General features: G+C 39.4%; 17 protein-coding genes and 1 pseudogene. 17 read left to right on the forward strand and 1 reads right to left on the reverse strand.

Annotated elements, in window-relative coordinates; all coding sequences use genetic code 11:
• Positions 1-4 precede the first annotated feature (4 nt).
• Positions 5-2734, reverse strand: coding sequence for a putative bifunctional diguanylate cyclase/phosphodiesterase (locus AABL52_RS01030; RefSeq protein WP_097844686.1), 2730 nt, complete (start codon positions 2732-2734; stop codon positions 5-7).
• A 290-nt stretch (positions 2735-3024) separates the two neighbouring features.
• On the opposite strand from AABL52_RS01030, the gene nuoA reads away from it, so the two are divergent.
• From nuoA to AABL52_RS01115, 17 genes and pseudogenes are all read left to right on the forward strand, one after another.
• Positions 3025-3393 carry an NADH-quinone oxidoreductase subunit NuoA gene (nuoA, locus tag AABL52_RS01035; protein WP_000179273.1) on the forward strand — a complete coding sequence of 123 codons (369 nt, stop codon included), beginning with the start codon at positions 3025-3027 and terminating at the stop codon, positions 3391-3393.
• A complete protein-coding gene (gene nuoB / locus AABL52_RS01040; RefSeq protein ID WP_000236331.1) occupies positions 3384-3902 on the forward strand; it encodes an NADH-quinone oxidoreductase subunit NuoB in 519 nt (172 codons plus the stop codon). Before nuoA ends, nuoB begins: the two co-directional genes overlap by 10 nt.
• The gene (locus tag AABL52_RS01045; RefSeq protein WP_341518762.1) at positions 3899-4948 is read left to right on the forward strand and encodes an NADH-quinone oxidoreductase subunit C; all 1050 of its coding nucleotides are present in this window, start codon (positions 3899-3901) and stop codon (positions 4946-4948) included. The genes nuoB and AABL52_RS01045 overlap by 4 nt, the downstream gene beginning before the upstream one ends.
• 3 nt (positions 4949-4951) lie before the next feature.
• Positions 4952-6052: an NADH-quinone oxidoreductase subunit NuoD gene (gene nuoD / locus AABL52_RS01050; RefSeq protein WP_002123807.1), complete on the forward strand. Its 1101-nt coding sequence runs from the start codon at positions 4952-4954 to the stop codon at positions 6050-6052.
• Positions 6052-7053 (forward strand): NADH-quinone oxidoreductase subunit NuoH, encoded by a 1002-nt coding sequence (nuoH, locus tag AABL52_RS01055; protein ID WP_000573437.1) that lies wholly within the window; start codon positions 6052-6054, stop codon positions 7051-7053. Before nuoD ends, nuoH begins: the two co-directional genes overlap by 1 nt.
• 25 nt (positions 7054-7078) lie before the next feature.
• Entirely contained in the window at positions 7079-7498 is a 420-nt protein-coding gene (gene nuoI / locus AABL52_RS01060; RefSeq protein WP_000677191.1) for an NADH-quinone oxidoreductase subunit NuoI, read from the forward strand.
• Entirely contained in the window at positions 7495-8019 is a 525-nt protein-coding gene (locus AABL52_RS01065) for an NADH-quinone oxidoreductase subunit J (RefSeq protein WP_341518763.1), read from the forward strand. Before nuoI ends, AABL52_RS01065 begins: the two co-directional genes overlap by 4 nt.
• A complete protein-coding gene (nuoK, locus tag AABL52_RS01070) occupies positions 8012-8326 on the forward strand; it encodes an NADH-quinone oxidoreductase subunit NuoK (protein ID WP_000100078.1) in 315 nt (104 codons plus the stop codon). The genes AABL52_RS01065 and nuoK overlap by 8 nt, the downstream gene beginning before the upstream one ends.
• A gap of 29 nt (positions 8327-8355) precedes the next feature.
• Positions 8356-10218 (forward strand): NADH-quinone oxidoreductase subunit L, encoded by a 1863-nt coding sequence (nuoL, locus tag AABL52_RS01075; protein WP_341518764.1) that lies wholly within the window; start codon positions 8356-8358, stop codon positions 10216-10218.
• A complete protein-coding gene (locus tag AABL52_RS01080) occupies positions 10215-11717 on the forward strand; it encodes an NADH-quinone oxidoreductase subunit M (RefSeq protein WP_341518765.1) in 1503 nt (500 codons plus the stop codon). Before nuoL ends, AABL52_RS01080 begins: the two co-directional genes overlap by 4 nt.
• Before the next feature lie 7 nt (positions 11718-11724).
• Positions 11725-13239, forward strand: coding sequence for an NADH-quinone oxidoreductase subunit NuoN (gene nuoN, locus AABL52_RS01085; protein ID WP_341519681.1), 1515 nt, complete (start codon positions 11725-11727; stop codon positions 13237-13239).
• Between the two features lie 212 nt (positions 13240-13451).
• A complete protein-coding gene (locus tag AABL52_RS01090) occupies positions 13452-13688 on the forward strand; it encodes a DUF1146 family protein (RefSeq protein ID WP_000940742.1) in 237 nt (78 codons plus the stop codon).
• Positions 13689-13739: 51 nt separating this feature from the next.
• Complete coding sequence (locus tag AABL52_RS01095; protein ID WP_371399484.1) at positions 13740-14444, forward strand: YwmB family TATA-box binding protein; 705 nt, start codon at positions 13740-13742, stop codon at positions 14442-14444.
• 39 nt (positions 14445-14483) lie between these two features.
• Complete coding sequence (gene murA, locus AABL52_RS01100) at positions 14484-15788, forward strand: UDP-N-acetylglucosamine 1-carboxyvinyltransferase (RefSeq protein WP_000411269.1); 1305 nt, start codon at positions 14484-14486, stop codon at positions 15786-15788.
• Between the two features lie 208 nt (positions 15789-15996).
• Positions 15997-17016, forward strand: a complete 1020-nt coding sequence (gene spoIID / locus AABL52_RS01105) for a stage II sporulation protein D (protein WP_000672645.1) — start codon at positions 15997-15999, stop codon at positions 17014-17016.
• A gap of 111 nt (positions 17017-17127) precedes the next feature.
• Positions 17128-17604, forward strand: a pseudogene (locus AABL52_RS01110) (AMP-binding enzyme); the annotation flags it as partial.
• A gap of 116 nt (positions 17605-17720) precedes the next feature.
• Positions 17721-18728 (forward strand): LytTR family transcriptional regulator DNA-binding domain-containing protein, encoded by a 1008-nt coding sequence (locus AABL52_RS01115; RefSeq protein ID WP_098258932.1) that lies wholly within the window; start codon positions 17721-17723, stop codon positions 18726-18728.
• The last annotated feature ends 170 nt before the right edge of the window (positions 18729-18898 follow it).

The following is an 18898-nucleotide window of genomic DNA, read 5'->3' on the forward strand; positions in this document are numbered from 1 at the left end:
TGAGTTATTGGTTCATACTGGGTGTTTTTTGTAGAAATTTTATAAATTGATGACTCGTAAGTGGTTTACTGAAATAGTAACCTTGCATATATTTACAGTTGTTCTTTTGTAGAAACTTAAGTTGTTTTTCTGTTTCAATTCCTTCAGCAACGACAGAAAGGTTTAAAGTATTTGCAAGGGAAAGGATAGTAGAAACGATGGCTCTTTCCTCAGGCCGATGATCGGCAAGTTGTGTAAATTCTCTCGGTACTTTTAATGTATCGATAGGGAAAATTGATAAATAAGCGAGAGAAGAATAGCCGGTACCGAAGTCATCAATGGACGTTTGAATCCCATATTCCTTTAATTGTTTTAGTCTTGATAATGTTTCTTTTTCATCAATCATTGCAATTCGTTCTGTTAACTCAAGTGTTACATATTTTGGATCGACGTTAACGTCTGTTAGTATTTGTGAAATGTCCGCGATTAAATCATTTTGTTGGAATTCTTTTGCTGATAAGTTAACACTTATTTTTAAATCTTGGTAGCCGAAAGTATGCCATATTTTTAGCTGACGACAAGATTCTTTTAATACCCAATGACCGAGTGGCACGACTTGTGGCGTCTCTTCTACAATTGGAATGAACTCACATGGCGGAATATCACCTAGGAGTGGGTGTTTCCAGCGTATTAATGCTTCAGCACCAATAATTTTTTTCGTCGTAATATCAATTTGTGGTTGATAGACGAGATAAAATTCTTCGTTTACTAAAGCGAGTGGTAAATCTTTTTCAATTCGAGCTTTTCGTTCCATCTTTTTATACAATTCTTTCGTGTACAGAGAGCTACCGTTTTTTCCTTTATTTTTTGCTTCGTACATGGCCATATCAGCATGTTGTAAAATGGACAATGGATCTTCACCTGCTTCAGGATATATTGCAATCCCGATGCTCGGTGAGATGTGTAAATGTTGATTTTCGATTTCGAATGGCTCGTTCATGGCTACTACAATCGTATCGGCTATTTTTTTTACATCTGGTCTTTTTTTATAGTTTTCGATAAGGATTGTGAACTCATCCCCAGCTAGCCGGGCGAGCTTCATATTTGGTGTCGATAGTCTTTCGAGCCTTTTTGCTACTGCAATTAATAGAAGGTCTCCTACCCTATGACCGAGGGTATCGTTAATAACCTTAAAGCGGTCTAGGTCGAGAAACATAACAGCAAAAGGCCTTTTTGATACTTCGGATCGAGCAATTGCTTGTTCTACATATTGATGAAATGCACGGCGATTTGCAAGCTCTGTTAACGTATCATGATATGCTAGAAAATTAATTTGTTCTTGTTGTTGTTTGCTTTCCGTAATATCTTTAATCATTAAATAAACCCCAGAAATATGATTCTTTAAAAAGATGGGAACAGCTGTAACATGCAAGTAGTAAATATCTCTATTTTTATGATATGCCCGTATCTCTAAAGAAATAGATTTCCCCTTTTTTACGCGATGAAAGGCACTAATGATTTCTTCCAAATCTTCTTCATACATAAGGGAATAGTAAGGCTGATTTAATAATTCATTCGTTTGATAACCGAGTAAAGTAGTACCAGCGTTATTCACTTTAAGAAAGTTACCGTATAAATCTAATGTGAAGATTGGATCTGGATGATGTTCATATAAAGATTTAAACATTTGTTGGTTATGATATAGTTCATTTTTTTGTTCTACTAAATCTTCTGTACGTAGTTCAATCTGTTTTTCGAGTTCTGAGTTGAATTGCATTTGGGCTAGTAATAATATTTTATTTTGTCTTCGGACTAAACTGTGGCGTATGAGAACGAAGGAGAAAGTTATCATAAGTCCGATTACTACAATAGGTGCAAAAACGTATTCAACTAATATAAAAACAATAAGCATGACTACAGAAATATAAGGTAATGATAATCTGATCGATTCCCCAAGCTTAGGGGTTAATAGTACTTGCTCTTGTCTTTCGGGTTCTTTTGTATGCAGAATACAGGCGATTGCTACTAATACTAAAGTTACTTGATAGAGAGGAGTAACTGTAAACATAGAATACTCGGGTGTGAAGTATTTGATATAAGCATAAATCGCATCTGTAGTAGCATATAAAATTAAAGCACTGCCAAGAAGTGCACCCACTTTTTTGGATAATAAGGATAATGGCTTGAATAACAGATTGATTCCTATGAGAAAAAAGAGTAAATCGGCCATTGGATAGGTAAGTTGAACGAATATGTCGATATAGGATGTTGAAGAAACGTGAATGGTGCGTTCAATAAGTAAGTAGTAACTTAAAGTGAATTGTGCTGTAACAATAATACAAATATCACATATCATAAAAAGCTTTTCTAATAAATCGCGGTTATAGATGATTTCATATAGAAAGGCAAATGCAAAGCTAATTAAAAAAAGTAGATAAAAAAAATCGGACGCATCAACAAATGTATAGTAGTCCTTTAATATTAAACGTTGATAGGCAACGACGATATCACCAATGAAATAAGAGAGAGTTCCAACAGATAAAATGGTCCAAAATAAACGAGGTAATCCTTCTTTCCTATTTGAAAAATAAAGTATATAACTACAAGCGATAATATCAATGAATAAGGTACTCATTCCAATTAAAATTTGAAAAGGAAATGAGTATTCATATAGAAATGGCATTGCTACGTAATGAATCGCTACAGACAACAATATACTGCTTATAAGAATACTTACATGTGTTTGTTTCTTCATTTATCTCACCCACGGTATATACATATAAATTCCTCTTTTATTTTTTATAGTTTCTTGAAAAACATATATAATTTTTATATTTATTTTGCACAGGTATGGCGCGAGTTATAAAAACAGATTTCAATAATTCTCGTTTCTGTCCCCAATATATCGACATAGGAATTTGAAGTTTGCTATAATGATTAAAATAGTTGCATTATTTAGAAAAATTTAAAAATAATAATTACTGCAACTAGGACATAATGTTTACTAAGTGAACTTGTTCTTAATTCAGGGGGGAGGGTTTCACAATGGCAAGTGTATATGAAAATAGTTATATGATCGTTTTGATTTTCTTGCTATTAGGCATATTGCTGCCGGTAGTGGCTCTTACATTAGGAAGGATGCTGCGTCCAAACAAACCAAGTGCAGCGAAAGCGACGACGTATGAGAGTGGGATTGAGCCTTTTCATGATGCGAATATTCGGTTTCATGCTCGTTATTATATTTTTGCTTTATTGTTTGTCATCTTTGATGTAGAAACTTTATTTTTATATCCATGGGCTGTCGCATATGACAAGCTCGGTTTATTTGCACTGATTGAAATGCTCATCTTTGTTGTAATGTTGCTAGTTGGATTAGCGTATGCTTGGAAAAAGAAGGTGTTACAATGGTTATAAATTTTGAGGAATTACATCCAAATGAGCGAGCGGAATTAGAACGAAATATCTTTTTTTCTACATTGGAACAGTTGAAAGGATGGGCACGTAGCAACTCTTTATGGCCGATGACATTCGGACTAGCATGCTGTGCAATTGAAATGATGGGAGTAGGTTCATCACATTATGATTTAGATCGATTTGGGTCATTTTTTCGGACTTCACCAAGGCAATCGGACGTTATGATTGTGTCGGGAACGGTAACGAAGAAGATGGCTCCTATTGTTCGGCGTTTATACGATCAAATGCCTGAACCAAAATGGGTTATTGCAATGGGATCCTGTGCGACAGCAGGAGGTCCATATGTAAATTCATACGCTGTTGTGAAAGGTGTAGATCAAATTGTACCAGTTGACGTGTATATTCCTGGCTGCCCACCAAATCCTGCTGCCTTAATTTATGGAATTAATAAATTGAAAGAAAAAATTCGTTACGAGGCAAAGACGGGAAAGCAGGTGACGAATAAATGAGTGATCCAAACAAAGACTTAGAGGATTTGAAAAGAGAAGCGGCTAGGCGTGCGAAAGAAGAGGCAAGAAAGCGTCTCGTTGCGAAACATGATGCGGAAATAAGTAAACTTGAGGAAGAAAATCGAGAAAAAGAGAAAGCGCTATCAAAAGGTAGTGAAATGACTTTGGAAGACGCAAAACGCCGCGCAGCGGCGGCCGCAAAAGCAAAAGCAGCGGCATTAGCGAAGCAAAAGAGAGAAGGAAGCGAAGAAATACCGGAAGAAGAAAAGGCAAAGGCAGCGGCGGCCGCAAAAGTAAAAATAGCGGCATTAGCGAAGCAAAAAAGAGAAGGAACCGAAGAAATACCAGAAGAAGAAAAGGCAAAGGCGAAGGCAAAGGCCGTGGCGGCAGCAAAGGCAAAAGCAGCGGCTCTAGCGAAGCAGAAGGCCTTGCAAGGTGATGGGGATTCGGGAGATGAAAAGGCGAAGGCAATTGCAGCAGCAAAGGCAAAAGCGGCTGCGGCTGCAAGGGCGAAGACAAAGGGCACTGAAGGTAAGAAGGAAGAGGAACTGAAGCCGGAAGAGCCATCTCTGAATCAACCGTATTTAAATCAGTATGTTGAAGTTATTAAGGGGGGAGTAGGAGAGGATACATTAGTAGATTCCTACATTAATAAACTTTCAAAAGATGTACCAACTCTTGTGGTGGAGCCTTCAAAATATTATGAAGTGATGGAATTATTGCGGTTCCACGAGGGACTTGCATTTGATTATATGTCAGAGCTACATGCGACAGATTTTGTGACGCATATGGAAGTATATGTTCACTTATTTTCATATGGAAAGAAACAGTCAGTAGCGGTGAAGGTGAAGCTGGATAGGGAAGAGCCGCAAGTAGAATCGGTGACAGCGTTTTGGAAAGGCGCGGACTGGCCAGAGCGAGAAGCGTATGATTTGCTCGGCATTGTATTTAAGGGACATCCAAATTTATCACGTATTTTAATGCCAGATGATTGGATAGGGCATCCGCTTAGGAAAGATTATGAACCGTATGATGTGGAGGTGTAGCTTATGATCCGTACGGAAGAAATGCTTTTGAATGTAGGGCCTCAGCATCCGAGTACGCACGGTGTGTTCAGGCTTGTTATTAAGATTGATGGGGAAATTATTAAAGAAGCTACACCGGTTATTGGATATTTGCACCGCGGGACCGAGAAGATTGCTGAGAGCTTACAGTATACGCAAATTATCCCTTATACAGATCGAATGGACTATTTATCGGCCATGACGAATAATTACGTCATTTGCCATGCTGTAGAGACGATGATGGGGCTTGAAATCCCGGAGCGGGCCGAATACTTGCGAGTACTTGCAATGGAGCTTGGAAGGATTGCGAGCCACCTCGTTTGGTGGGGGACGAATCTTCTTGATATAGGAGCGGTCAGCCCATTTTTGTACGCGTTTCGTGAACGAGAGATGATTATAAATTTATTAAATGAATTATGCGGTGCCCGGCTTACTTTTAACTATATGAGAGTCGGGGGTGTAAAATGGGATGCGCCGGACGGTTGGATTGAAAAAGTGGAAGAGTTCGTTCCGTATATGAGAGAGCAATTAGCAGGTTATCATGATCTCGTTAGCGGTAATGAGATTTTCTTAAATCGTGTAAAAGGCGTTGGTATATATAGCGCGGAAGAAGCGATTTCGTATTCTTTGAGCGGAGCGAATCTGCGGTGCACGGGAGTAAACTGGGATCTTCGCAAGGATGAACCGTACTCCATTTATGATCGTTTTGATTTCGATATTCCTGTTGGGAGCGTGGGGGATGCTTGGGATCGTTACGTTTGTCGCATGGAGGAAATTGAGGAGTCATTAAAAATTGTTGAGCAAGCTGTCCAGCAGTTCCCGAAAGACGGAGCTGTGCTGGCGAAAGTGCCGAAAATCATTAAGGCGCCTAAAGGGGAAGCGTTTGTCCGTATAGAATCACCGCGAGGAGAGATTGGTTGCTATATTGCTAGTGATGGAAAGAAAGAGCCGTACCGCTTGAAGTTTCGCAGGCCGTCTTTTTACAATTTGCAAATTTTACCGAAGTTATTGAAAGGTGAAAACATCGCCAATTTAATTACGATTTTAGGTGGAGTTGATATTGTACTTGGGGAGGTTGATGGCTAATGATTGAAACGCTCTTACAATCACCTTCAAGCTGGACGAATTTCTTCATTTTTTTCGGATTAGCGGTGCTTCTATTATTTGCAGTCCTTGGCTTCGTTACATATGGTATTTTGGCAGAACGGAAAGTGATGGGATTTATGCAAGGGCGGATTGGACCAAACCAAGTTGGGGGCCGATTCGGTTTACTGCAAACGGTAGCCGATGTTTTAAAATTATTACTGAAAGAAGATAGTATTCCGAAAGCGGCAGATAAACCGTTGTTTATATTAGCACCTGTTATTGCATTCGCACCGGCATTTATGGTGCTTGCAGTCATCCCGTTTACTGATAAATTTCAGTTCGCGGATATTGGTGTAGGCTTACTGTATTACATTGCAGTTTCGGGTATTACGACGATTGGTGTCGTAACCGGAGGATGGGCATCAAATAATAAATATTCCCTTTTAGGAGGGATGCGTGCGGCGGCGCAAATGATTTCTTATGAAATTCCGCTCGTAATGAGTGTAATTGGCGTCGTTTTGTTAGCTGGTAGCCTGAATTTAAATGAAATTGTAGCAGCGCAGGAGAATGTTTGGTACATTTTCGTGCAGCCAATCGGTTTCGTCGTCTTCTTAATCGCAGCGGTAGCCGAGTTAAATAGGACACCGTTTGATTTACCAGAAGCCGAGTCGGAACTTGTTTCTGGATATCATACGGAATACTCAGGATTTCGCTGGGCGTTTTTCATGCTTTCAGAGTACGTATATTTCTTCGGAATGGCATCTTTAATTACAGTGCTCTTTTTAGGTGGGTGGAATCCAGTTATGTTCCTTGGATTTATTCCAGGAGCTGTATGGTTTGCTTTGAAATTTAGCAGTGTAGTCTTTCTATTAATTTGGTTCCGCGTTACGTTCCCGCGTATAAGAGGTGACCAGTTAATGGAGTTTGGCTGGAAAGTATTATTGCCAATTGCACTTGCGAATATTTTCTTAACGGCATTGATTAAGGAGTTATTCTTCTAATCTATGAGGGGGGTGCCAGTAAGAGATGAAAGGACTATTTAAAGGATTAAAATATACATTAAGCAATTTGAGTAAGAAGAAGGTGACTTACGATTATCCGAATCAACCGTTGCCGTTGCCAGACCGCTTTCGAGGTATTCAAAAGTTTTATCCGGAAAAGTGCATTGTTTGTAACCAGTGCTCTAACATTTGTCCGACAGACTGTATTCAGTTAACAGGGAAAAAACATCCGGATCCTACGAAAAAAGGAAAAATTATCGACACGTACGATATTAATTTTGAAATTTGTATTCTTTGTGATTTATGTACAGAAGTTTGTCCGACAGAGGCGATTGTTATGACAAATAACTTTGAACTCGCGGAGTATTCACGTGATGATTTATTTAAAAATTTGCAGTGGCTTGATGAAAACGACGAAAACGTCAGGAAGGAGAATAAAGCATGAATGGCGAGTTTGTAGCATTCTTCATACTATCCTTGTCTGCAATTATCGGCGGCGTTCTTATGCTGAATTTAACGAAAGTCATGCATATGATGCTAGCTCTCGTTCTGACATTTCTTAGTATCGCAGGCTTGTACTTTCTTTTATCGGCCGAATTTATCGGAGTTGCACAAATTTTACTTTACTCGGGTGCGATCACAATTATTATGATCTTTGGCATTATGTTAACGCAACATAACGCAGAAAACGAATCGCGTCTTACTCTTCGAAAATGGATTATCTTCTTTGCGGTTGTAGCATTTGGGGCAGTTATGTATTTCACTGTTAACAATATTGATTTTGCAAATGAAAGCACACAAGGAAGTTTACTTCTCCATGAAAAAAACACACTTCAAATCGGTACACTTCTCTATTCGAAATATATTATTCCATTTGAGTTAACCTCAGTTATTTTACTTGTAGCACTTGTTGGCGCAATTATTCTTGCGAAGAAGGATGAGAAAGAGGAGGATTCCAATGAGTAGTGTTCCGGCTTCTGCATATTTAACGCTTGCGATTATTTTGTTTTGCATCGGTTTGTTTGGAGCTTTAACGAAGCGAAATACTGTGATTGTATTAGTTTGTATTGAATTAATGCTTAACGCAGCCAATTTAAATTTAGTAGCGTTTAGTAAATTAGGTTTGTTCCCAAATTTAACAGGGCAAATTTTCTCTCTGTTTACGATGGCTGTAGCGGCTGCGGAGGCGGCGGTAGGACTCGCCATTTTAATTGCTTTGTATCGTAATCGTACGACGGTTCATGTAGATGAAATGGATACGCTCAAAGGATAACATTGTGACCGAAAAGGGGGAAGGAAACAATGATCGATTATGCATGGCTCATACCGCTTTTCCCGCTTGTTTCGTTTTTTTTATTACTTATATTCGGGAAGAAAATTAGAGAAGGAAGCAGTGTACTTAGTATTTTCCTCGTCTTTCTCTCCTTTATATTTGCGGTACTTGTATTAATAGAACGGTTTTCGAAAGTAGGATTAAAGCATACGTGGGTATGGCTTAGAACGGGAGATATTGATATATCATTTGGCTTTGAAGTGACTGCATTAGGGGCTTTAATGCTGTTTATCGTTACACTTGTGAGTTTACTTGTACATGTGTATTCGAAAGGTTATATGAAAGGTGACGAAAGATTACCAACCTTTTATGCCTATTTAGGACTCTTTACATTTGCGATGCTCGGGCTCGTTATATCACCGAATTTATTACAGCTTTATATATTTTGGGAGTTAGTAGGCCTCGGTTCATTTTTACTCATCGGTTTTTATTTCTTTAAAGAAGAAGCGAAGGCTGCTGCGAAAAAGGCTTTTATTATGACTCGCATTGGAGATGTCGGTTTATTTATAGGGATGATCTTACTTTTTTGGCACGTGGGTAGTTTTGAATATGAAGCAATATTTAGGGCGATTCATACGGGTGATCTTACCCCTACGATGATTACAATAACGGCGATCTTAATTTTTATCGGGGCGATGGGGAAGTCAGGTCAGTTCCCGCTTCACACGTGGTTACCAGATGCAATGGAAGGGCCGACGCCTGTTTCGGCACTTATTCATGCGGCGACAATGGTCGCAGCTGGCGTATATTTAGTGGCGACGATGTTCCCGCTATTTTCAGCAAGTGCGGTGGCGATGCAGACGGTGGCAATTGTTGGAGCCTTCACTGCAATCTTTGCGGCTTCTATCGGTCTTGTGCAAACGGATATAAAGAGAGTGCTTGCTTATTCTACAGTTAGCCAGCTCGGGTATATGATGCTTGCGTTAGGATCTGCTGGTTATGTAGCTGGTGTTTTCCATTTAACGACACACGCCTTTTTTAAAGCGCTACTATTTTTGGCTGCAGGAAGTGTTATTCATGCAGTGCATACGCAAAACATTAATAAAATGGGCGGTTTACAGAAGAAGATGAAAGTAACGGGTGCACTATTTTTAATCGGTACGCTTGCAATTAGTGGTGTGCCACTCCTTTCCGGTTTCTTTAGTAAAGATGAAATTTTAGCGGCGGCTTGGATGAACGGCAATTACGTTTTATTCATATTAGCAGTAATTGCAGCATTCTTAACAGCATTCTACATGTTCCGGCTATACTTCCTTGTCTTTACTGGGGAAGCGAAGACGAAGGAAGACGTGCAGGAATCTCCCCGCATTATGACGTATCCGATGATCGTCCTCGGCGTCCTCGCGGTAGTGGCGGGTTATATGAATACACCATGGTTTGGGACGTTTCTCGGGGATTGGCTTACGAAAGATGTAGCATTTAAAGCGCGAGAGGTACACGGGCCAGTTTGGATTATGATTGTAGCGACGCTCGTTTCATTTGCAGGGATTGCTCTGGCATATTTCATATATGGTAAGAAATCTATTTCTAGAGATTGGGCTGGTGGCGAGGGAACACCTCTTTATAACCTTTTGAAAGAAAAATATTATGTGGATGAACTATACAATATGACAGTGCTCCCTATTACGAAGGGAATCGCTCATGTGCTTCGCTTATTTGAGGTGTATGTAGTCGAAGGAATTGCTGTTTTAATAGGGAGTCTAGTTAAAGGGATAAGCGGACTCGGTTCTAGACTCCAAAACGGAAATGTACAAGTGTACGGTACTGTAACAGCTGTTTCGCTTGCAGTACTCGTCATTATTTTGCTCTATACGGGAGGGGATTTACGATGAATGATTTGTTATTAACGTTCTTCATTTTTTCCCCGCTTTTAGGAATTCTCTTACTTGTATTAACACCGAAAAAAGAATCGCGTACAGTGCGAGCGCTCGGTTTGTTTGGGACGGCGCTTCCATTTGGAATCGCTATCGTCCTCGCTTGTACATATGCTTCTGGAAAGAGTTTGTCGCTATTCGATGAAAAAGTGAAATGGATTAAATTTGGGGATTTTGCAGCGGTGGATAAAAGATGGTTTTCCATTTATTACGAGCTTGGTATTGATGGTTTATCGCTCGTTATGATGGTGCTGACGGCCCTTCTAGCGATACTTGCAGCAATTGCGGCATTTACTATTAAAAGGAACTTAAAAGCCTTTTATATGCTGCTACTCATGCTAGAAATAGGGATGCTCGGCGTATTCGCTGCTCAAAATTTAATGTTGTTCTTTATCTTCTTTGAAATTACATTGCCGCCAATGTTTTTATTAATTGGGAAGTGGGGGAAATTGTCGAGTGAAAAGGCTGCTTATAGTTATTTAATATATAACGGTATCGGCTCCGCTATTTTACTCATCGTTTTCTCGGTTTTATTTGCAAAAACAGGTACAACAAATATTACAGAGCTTAAAGAAATATTAACGAGTGTAGGTGCTGGGGGAGGAATCGCCGTCTCAAGTAGCTTACAGTTCGGTTTATTTCTTGCCATAATGATCGCTTTTGCGATTAAACTACCCGTTTTCCCGTTACATCGCTGGATGGTTAATGTGCATATTGAAGCGCATCCAGCTGTAGTTATGCTTCATGCGGGCGTTTTACTGAAGATTGGAGCATACGGTATGATTCGTTTCGGAAAAGGGCTATTCCCGGAATACTTTCGCGAGTTTGCAACGCTCATTGCGATTTTAGGAGTTATTAATTTATTGTACGGAGCCTTCTTAGCGCTCATCCAAACGGACTTTCGGAAGGTGCTTGCTTACTCTAGTATCTCGCATATGGGCATTGTATTAATGGGCCTTGCGGCGTTAAATGCACCAGGTACACAAGGGGCGCTATTCCAAGTTGTCTCGCACGGTTTAATTGCGGCCTTACTCTTCTTCTTACTTGGCGTTATAGAACAACGTTTTGGAACGTCGGATATTACAGCGCTTGGCGGACTCGCAAAAAGTGTCCCGGTACTTAGCGGATTCTTCTTAGCAGGAGGAATGGCATCGCTTGGATTACCAGGAATGTCTGGATTTGTTAGCGAGTTTCTTGCCTTTCTCGGTTTATTCCAAGGGGAGCCAGTCATTGCGGCAGTCGGCGTACTCGGCATCATTTTAACCGCTGTATACGTATTGAGAGCGACACTTCAAGTAACATTTGGTAAGAAAGAGTGGGGAGTGAAAGCTGATATACACGGATGGGAGTATGTCCCTATATTGCTACTGATCTTCTGCATTATTGCAATTGGAGTAATGCCAGAAATACTAGGGGATCCGCTTCAAAATACATTGAAAACATTGGGGGTGAAGTAGGATGGATATGAATACGTTACTTAGCTTATCATGGCATCTCATGGTGCCAGAATTCATTATTCTCGGAGCTGCCATCCTTCTTTCCATATGTGACTTGTTTTTTAAGTTGAACCATAGATATGTAGCGCTTAGTGCAATCGCAGCCGTCATATTAGCAATCGTGTCGTTAGTTACGCTATACGGCGAACCAACAGGAGATATTTTAAACGGATCGTTTGTGTTAGATGGGTTTTCAAAAGGGTTCAAAACGTTGTTATTAGGCGGAGCAGCCCTTATCTTATGCACCGCAATGAGCGATGATAAGAAGAATCCAATTGAAGATAAGGGAGAATATTATTACTTATTTTTAATGGCCCTCCTTGGGGCTATGTTTATGGCTTCTAGCGTCGACTTCATTACACTTTTCGTCGGTTTAGAATTGCTTTCACTTTCTTCATATATTTTAGTAGGAATACGAAAAAAGAACCGTACATCAAATGAGGCGGCCATGAAATATGTCATTAATGGAGGAATTGGAACTGCAATTACGCTCTTTGGAATGAGTTATTTGTACGGTATTACAGGATCGACTAATATCGTGGATATGCAAAAAGTATTCGCAGGGGAGCTTGCTGGTGGTATTCAGTTATTGTTAGCTCTCGCATTTCTACTATTACTCGTTGGACTCTCGTTTAAAATTGCGACGGTGCCGTTTCATATGTGGGCACCAGATGTGTATGAGGGAGCGGCTACGCCTGTTACTGCTTTTCTTGGAACGATTTCTAAAATTGCTGGGTTCTTACTCATTATTCGTCTGTTTCTCATGGTTTTTGCAAGTGTCTCGGTGCAAGGAGACATGCAATCCTTATACGGACGTATGAGCATATACATTGCCGTGCTAGCGAGTATTACGATGATTATTGGGAATGTAGTAGCGTTAAAGCAATATAACGTAAAACGCCTATTTGCCTATTCGGGAATCGCACATGCGGGGTATTTACTCGTTCCGCTTGTAGCATTATCACCATTTACGATGGATAGCATGTGGTTTTACATGCTTGCGTATATGCTTATGAATATAGGCGCGTTTGCAATTATCCACGGCTTAATCTTACAAAGCGACAAAGAAAACATTACCATTTTCACCGGATTATATAGAAGGTCGCCATTTACAGCGATAGTGATGACGATTTTTATTTTATCGTTGGCCGGAATACCAGGAACAGCTGGTTTCATCGGGAAAATTAACATCTTTTTAGGTGCACTGCATGTAGAGCCAGCTCATTACGTACTAGCTTCTATTATGATGGGGACGACAGTCATTTCATTCGTATATTATTTCCGTATTCTACAGCAAATGTTTTTCCGGACGGGAGAAGTGGAAGAGAAAATTCATTTGCCATTCAATATAAAGGTTGTTATGAGCCTTTGTGCAATTTCAATTGTAATACTAGGGATTATGCCGATGATCGGATACAATTTCTTTTATGAATATTTTCCATTAATGAAGGATTTCTTCTTCCTAGGGAACGTGGTACAATAGTGAAAATAAAAGGTGTGGAGTTGTTACTCTGCGCTTTTTATTTTGTGTGAACTACAATTGAAAATGCATGTAGGTATACGTTTTTTGAGGACAAATTACGATGTGAAATGTAAGATACTTATTTGTATTTGAAAAAGTGTGGCTTCTACTTATTATGGTATCGTTTTTAGAGTATTTTGTAAGTAGTAGCTGGGTAAAAAGGGGTCGATTTTTTGGCACATCTTTTAGGGCAACAAGCACTGATTGCCATCGTTTCGCATTTATTGTTTATTACCATTACGTGGTGGGCCTTACAAGGGATTCACATTGAGCGTTTAATGAAGCCTGGAAAGGTGATGCAGACGCGAGTATTACTCATCCTAATTACAATTGCAATTGGGACATCTGTAAGTAACTTTTTCCTTGATTATTTAGGCTATTCAAAGAGTTTAACGTATTTAGTAAAGTAAGTGTATAGAACCTCATATCTCCGTTAACAATGGGGATAGGAGGGGATGAAATTGAAGCTTAAAGCCATTCTTATTGTTGTGATAAGTGTTGTTTTATTTTTGGTTGGATATAGAGAAATGAAACCGATCAGCGATGAACAGAAAATGGAGAGTATGATTGCAACTTTAGAGAAAAATGATGCTAAAGTAGAGAAGTGGTCATGGTTAGCGCGAGAAACAAAAACAATTTCTAATATACATACGTTTCAAAAGTTGTTAAACGATGTGAAGGACAAGGCGAATATTCAAAAGTGGGAATTAGAACAATCTCCAGATGGATATAAAGCTACATCCTATAAAAAGTTTTCTTCTTATGAAGAACGAGTAGTAGTAACATGGAGTAAGGAAAATACTAAAGAAAACACTTTCATTATTTTTGAAGTAAGCGGGGCGAAATGGGACCCTAAGTACATTCAGAAAACAAATAAAATTTTTAGTGAAAAACCTATAATTTACACTTGTGTTCAAGGTGTACTGAATGATAAGATTGAAGGTGTTTTGCAAAATAAAACCAATCAGGTTTTGAAAGATCTTTCAGCAAGAGCGATCGAACAGATAGAAGAAAGAGCATTTGTGTCAGTCTCCGCATACAATAAAAAGTGGGATGACGCTCTTTCAACAAATAGAGAGAAAATAAATGTGCAAATAGCAATACGTTCTACAGACAACAAAGATACAATTGTGGTTGGCACACCGATCATAACTTCTGAGTATTGAGTGAATAGATACTGAAAAAAGGACACGGAGGGGAATAATTTGGAAAAGATCATCGTCCGTGGCGGAAAGCGGTTAAACGGCACAGTGCGTGTTGAGGGCGCAAAAAATGCTGTATTACCTATAATCGCTGCAGCCCTATTAGCGAGTGATGGAAAGAATGTACTATCTGAAGTACCAGTTTTGTCTGATGTATACACAATTAATGAGGTATTACGTCATTTAAATGCTGAAGTCGTATTTGAAAATAACCAAGTAACAATCGATGCTTCTAAAGAACTAAACATCGAAGCACCATTTGAATATGTACGTAAAATGCGTGCATCTGTTCAAGTAATGGGACCATTACTTGCGCGTAACGGTCGTGCTCGTATTGCACTTCCTGGTGGATGTGCAATTGGTTCACGTCCAATTGACCAACATTTAAAAGGCTTCGAAGCAATGGGAGCAAAAGTACAGGTTGGTAATGGCTTTGTTGAGGCATACGTTGAGGGAGAACTAAAAGGAGCTAAAATTTATTTAGACTTCCCAAGCGTGGGCGCGACAGAAAACATTATGTCTGCAGCTACATTAGCAAAAGGGACAACAATCCTTGAAAACGCAGCGAAAGAACCAGAAATCGTTGACTTAGCTAACTTCTTAAATGCGATGGGAGCGAAAGTACGCGGAGCTGGAACTGGAACGATTCGTATCGAAGGCGTTGATAAATTATATGGTGGAAACCACTCTATTATTCCTGACCGTATTGAAGCAGGAACATTCATGGTTGCAGCGGCAATTACTGGTGGAGACATCTTAATTGAAAATGCTGTACCTGAACATTTACGCTCAATTACAGCGAAAATGGAAGAAATGGGTGTTAAAGTTATTGAGGAAAATGAAGGTGTACGTGTTATCGGCCCGGATAAGTTAAAAGCGGTTGATATTAAAACTATGCCTCATCCAGGTTTCCCAACAGACATGCAATCACAAATGATGGCATTATTACTACAAGCTGATGGAACAAGTATGATTACAGAAACGGTATTCGAAAACCGCTTTATGCACGTTGAAGAATTCCGTCGTATGAATGCTGATATTAAAATCGAAGGTCGTTCTGTTATTATGAACGGTCCAAACAGCTTACAAGGTGCTGAAGTAGGCGCAACTGATTTACGTGCTGCTGCTGCATTAATCTTAGCTGGTTTAGTATCTGAAGGTTACACTCGTGTAACTGAATTAAAGCATCTTGACCGTGGTTATGTAGATTTCCATAAGAAATTAGCTGCATTAGGTGCAACTATTGAACGTGTAAACGAAAAAGTAGAAGAAGTGAAAGAACAAGAAGTTTCTGATCTTCACGCTTAATTGAAATAGTCTCTACGTCTTTTGACGTAGGGGCTATTTTTTTTTGGGTTATTACTGTTATAGTCAATAAATTCTATACTTATGCACGTACCAGTAAAAATATTTAGAAAATTTTCGTTTTAGCTGGTTCCCCTAAGTATGTTCTAAAAGAAAGAGTTGTTCCATAAGAATGAATGGAGTAAAGCTTTTTCATATTGGGGGAAATAAGATGAAATTTTCAAAGCCGCTTTTCATCACAGTAGCGCTTCTCATAGCGCTCGTTATCATTGTACCTGCTGCTCTTGTTATTCCATTTGCGAAAGCAAAGGTAGGGGAAGAAGCAGCTTCTAAAACTCCTCCAGCGATAGAAAGTATACCAGCTCCAGGGAAAGTGGATACAGCGGTGCAAGTTGCTGTATATCGTGAGAAACAGAAAAAGGTAGATACATTACCTATGGAGGAGTATGTGACCGGTGTAGTAGCTTCTGAGATGAATGCCAGTTTTGAAATAGAGGCGCTAAAGGCGCAGGCATTAGCAGCGAGAACATTTGTGGTGCAGCGTATGCTAAGCGGAGGAAAGAAAAACAATGCGGACGTGACCGATACGGTGAAAGATCAAGTGTACAAAAGTAAAGAGGAATTGAAGAAACAATGGGGTAATAACTACGAAAATAATTTGAAGAAAATCGAAGAAGCCGTTTCAAAAACCGCAGGACAAGTTTTAACGTATGATGGAAAACCGATCTCAGCATCCTTCTTCTCAACGAGTAATGGCCGGACAGAAAATGCGGCTGATTACTGGGGAAATGATTATCCGTACTTAAAGAGCGTAGATAGTCCGTGGGATCAAGCCTCTCCGAAATTTACGAGCGAGCAAACCTTTACAGTAGCTGACTTCCAAAAACGTCTCGGTGTGAAAGTGCTAGCAGATGGGAAAGTTGGTGATATTAAAGGGCGTACAGAAGGAAAACGTGTAAAAGACGTAGCGTTTCAAGGGAAAACATTAACCGGAAGAGATGTACGTGACAAATTAGATTTACGCTCTTCTGACTTCACGTGGAAACAAGATGGAGATAAAATCATTGTTACGACGAAAGGCTTCGGCCACGGCGTTGGCATGAGCCAATACGGAGCAAATGGCATGGCAGCGGAAGGTAAGAAATATACAGATATCGTTGCTCATTATTATAAGGGTGTCGAAATAAAGTCGATGAATGATTATGAAGGAAAGTTAATGGTGAAGAAGTAAGGTGTAGAATAGACCGTCCCAAGAGGTATGTTGGGACGGTCTTCTTTTGTTAGTAGATAGGTTATCCTTGTCGAATCGTTGATATATTAAAAAAATCATCAATGCCCAGCGATGATAGAACTCTGTTTAAGGGGCCCATGGATCGCTGGAAGCTATTATAAGGATGAGCGTACAGAATAATCAATGAAAGTTGGCTGGCTCCATACAGGAGACATCGTCACGGTTGATTCAGAAGGATGTATTAAGATCGCTGATCGTACGAAGGACTTAATTAAAAGTGGAGGCGAATGGATTTCTTCTGTAGATTTAGAAAATGCTTTAATGTTGCACGATAAAGTGTTAGAAGCATCTGTTGTAACGGTGCCGCATGAAAAGTGGCAAGAACGTCCCGTTGCTTGCGTTGTATTAAAAGAGGGACAAGTAGGCGAAAGAGAAGAGTTGTATGCTTTATTAGAAGCAGAATTCCCGAAATGGTGGATGCCAGATGCTATTTTATTTGTAAATGAAATTCCGAAAACATCTGTAGGGAGATTCTTAAAGAGAGCGTTGCGTGATCAGCTCAAGACGTATATGGTAGAGAAAAATTAGAGAAGGAGGCTATCCTTTCATTTGGATAGCCTTCTTTTTATGGCGCTTCATAAAATATCTAAATTTTCCATTAATTGTTTGGTATAATAGGATAAAAAGTATTTGGGGGAGACAGAATGGCGTTATTGGAGTTGAAACAGTTAGGCAAGACGAACCAGTTACCGGTAGTTGAACTGAAGGTTGAGAAGGGACAATGTGTTGTTTTGCAATGTAATAACCATACAGCGAAAATATTGCACCGCATTATTATTGGTGAGGAAGAAGCTTCAACTGGCAACGTGCTATTTGAGGGAGAATCGATTGGAAAGAAAAATTATTACCGCATCGGTTTTTGTTTTTTGAAAGATGAAGCATACGACCGTTTGAAGGTAAAGGAATACTTTAAGTTCTTAATAGGGCTGTATGGATCAAATATGAGCACGGAAGAAGTCGTACAACATGTCGGTCTCTTAGATAAGTTAAACGTTAAAATAGAAAAACTATCATTTTCAGAGAAACGTCGCCTTCATATCGGGCGAGTGATGATTCATAATCCGGATTTAGTTATTTTGGAAGAGCCAGAGCAAAATGTAGATACAGAGAGCACAATTATTATTCGAAAATCAATTATGGCAATGAAAGAGCAAGGAAAAGCGATTTTTATTACGTCATCCTTTCTATCGGACGCCCTTTCGTTAACAGAGGATGTATACATTTTAAATAACGATGGTGTGAAGAAAATAGAAATTGAACAAGAAGAAGTTGAAGAGGTTGATGGAGAAAAAGTTGTTCAAATGATTCCGCAGATGAAACTTGAAAGAATTCCAGCGAAAGTGAACGATAAAATCATTTTACTTGATCCGATGGAAATTCATTTCATTGAAACGCAAAACGGAGTGACACATATTCATGTGCGCGAAGGTGATTTCGTATGTGCATTAACATTAAGTGAACTAGAAGCGAGATTAACAGGATTCGGGTTCTTTAGATGTCATCGCTCGTACCTTGTGAATTTACAAAGAGTACGAGAAGTGATTACGTGGACTCGTAATAGTTTTAGTTTAATTTTGGATGATGAAAGAAAAAGTTCAATTCCACTTTCGAAAGGACGAATGGATGAATTAAAAGGTGTGATTGGGCTATAAAAATTGCTCCAATAAGCTCAAAATACGATTCATTCACCGGTGAAAATACTCCTTTTACCGGTATTTTACTGCGCCTACTCTTTGTTTTTCATATGATTGAGTCAAGAAAAGCGAAACAAACAAACGAAAAGCGCTAAAGCGACTTTCATCTATAAAAGAAAAAACAAAGG

The sequence above is a fragment of the Bacillus paramobilis genome (assembly GCF_038096195.1).
Lineage (GTDB): Bacteria > Bacillota > Bacilli > Bacillales > Bacillaceae_G > Bacillus_A > Bacillus_A mobilis.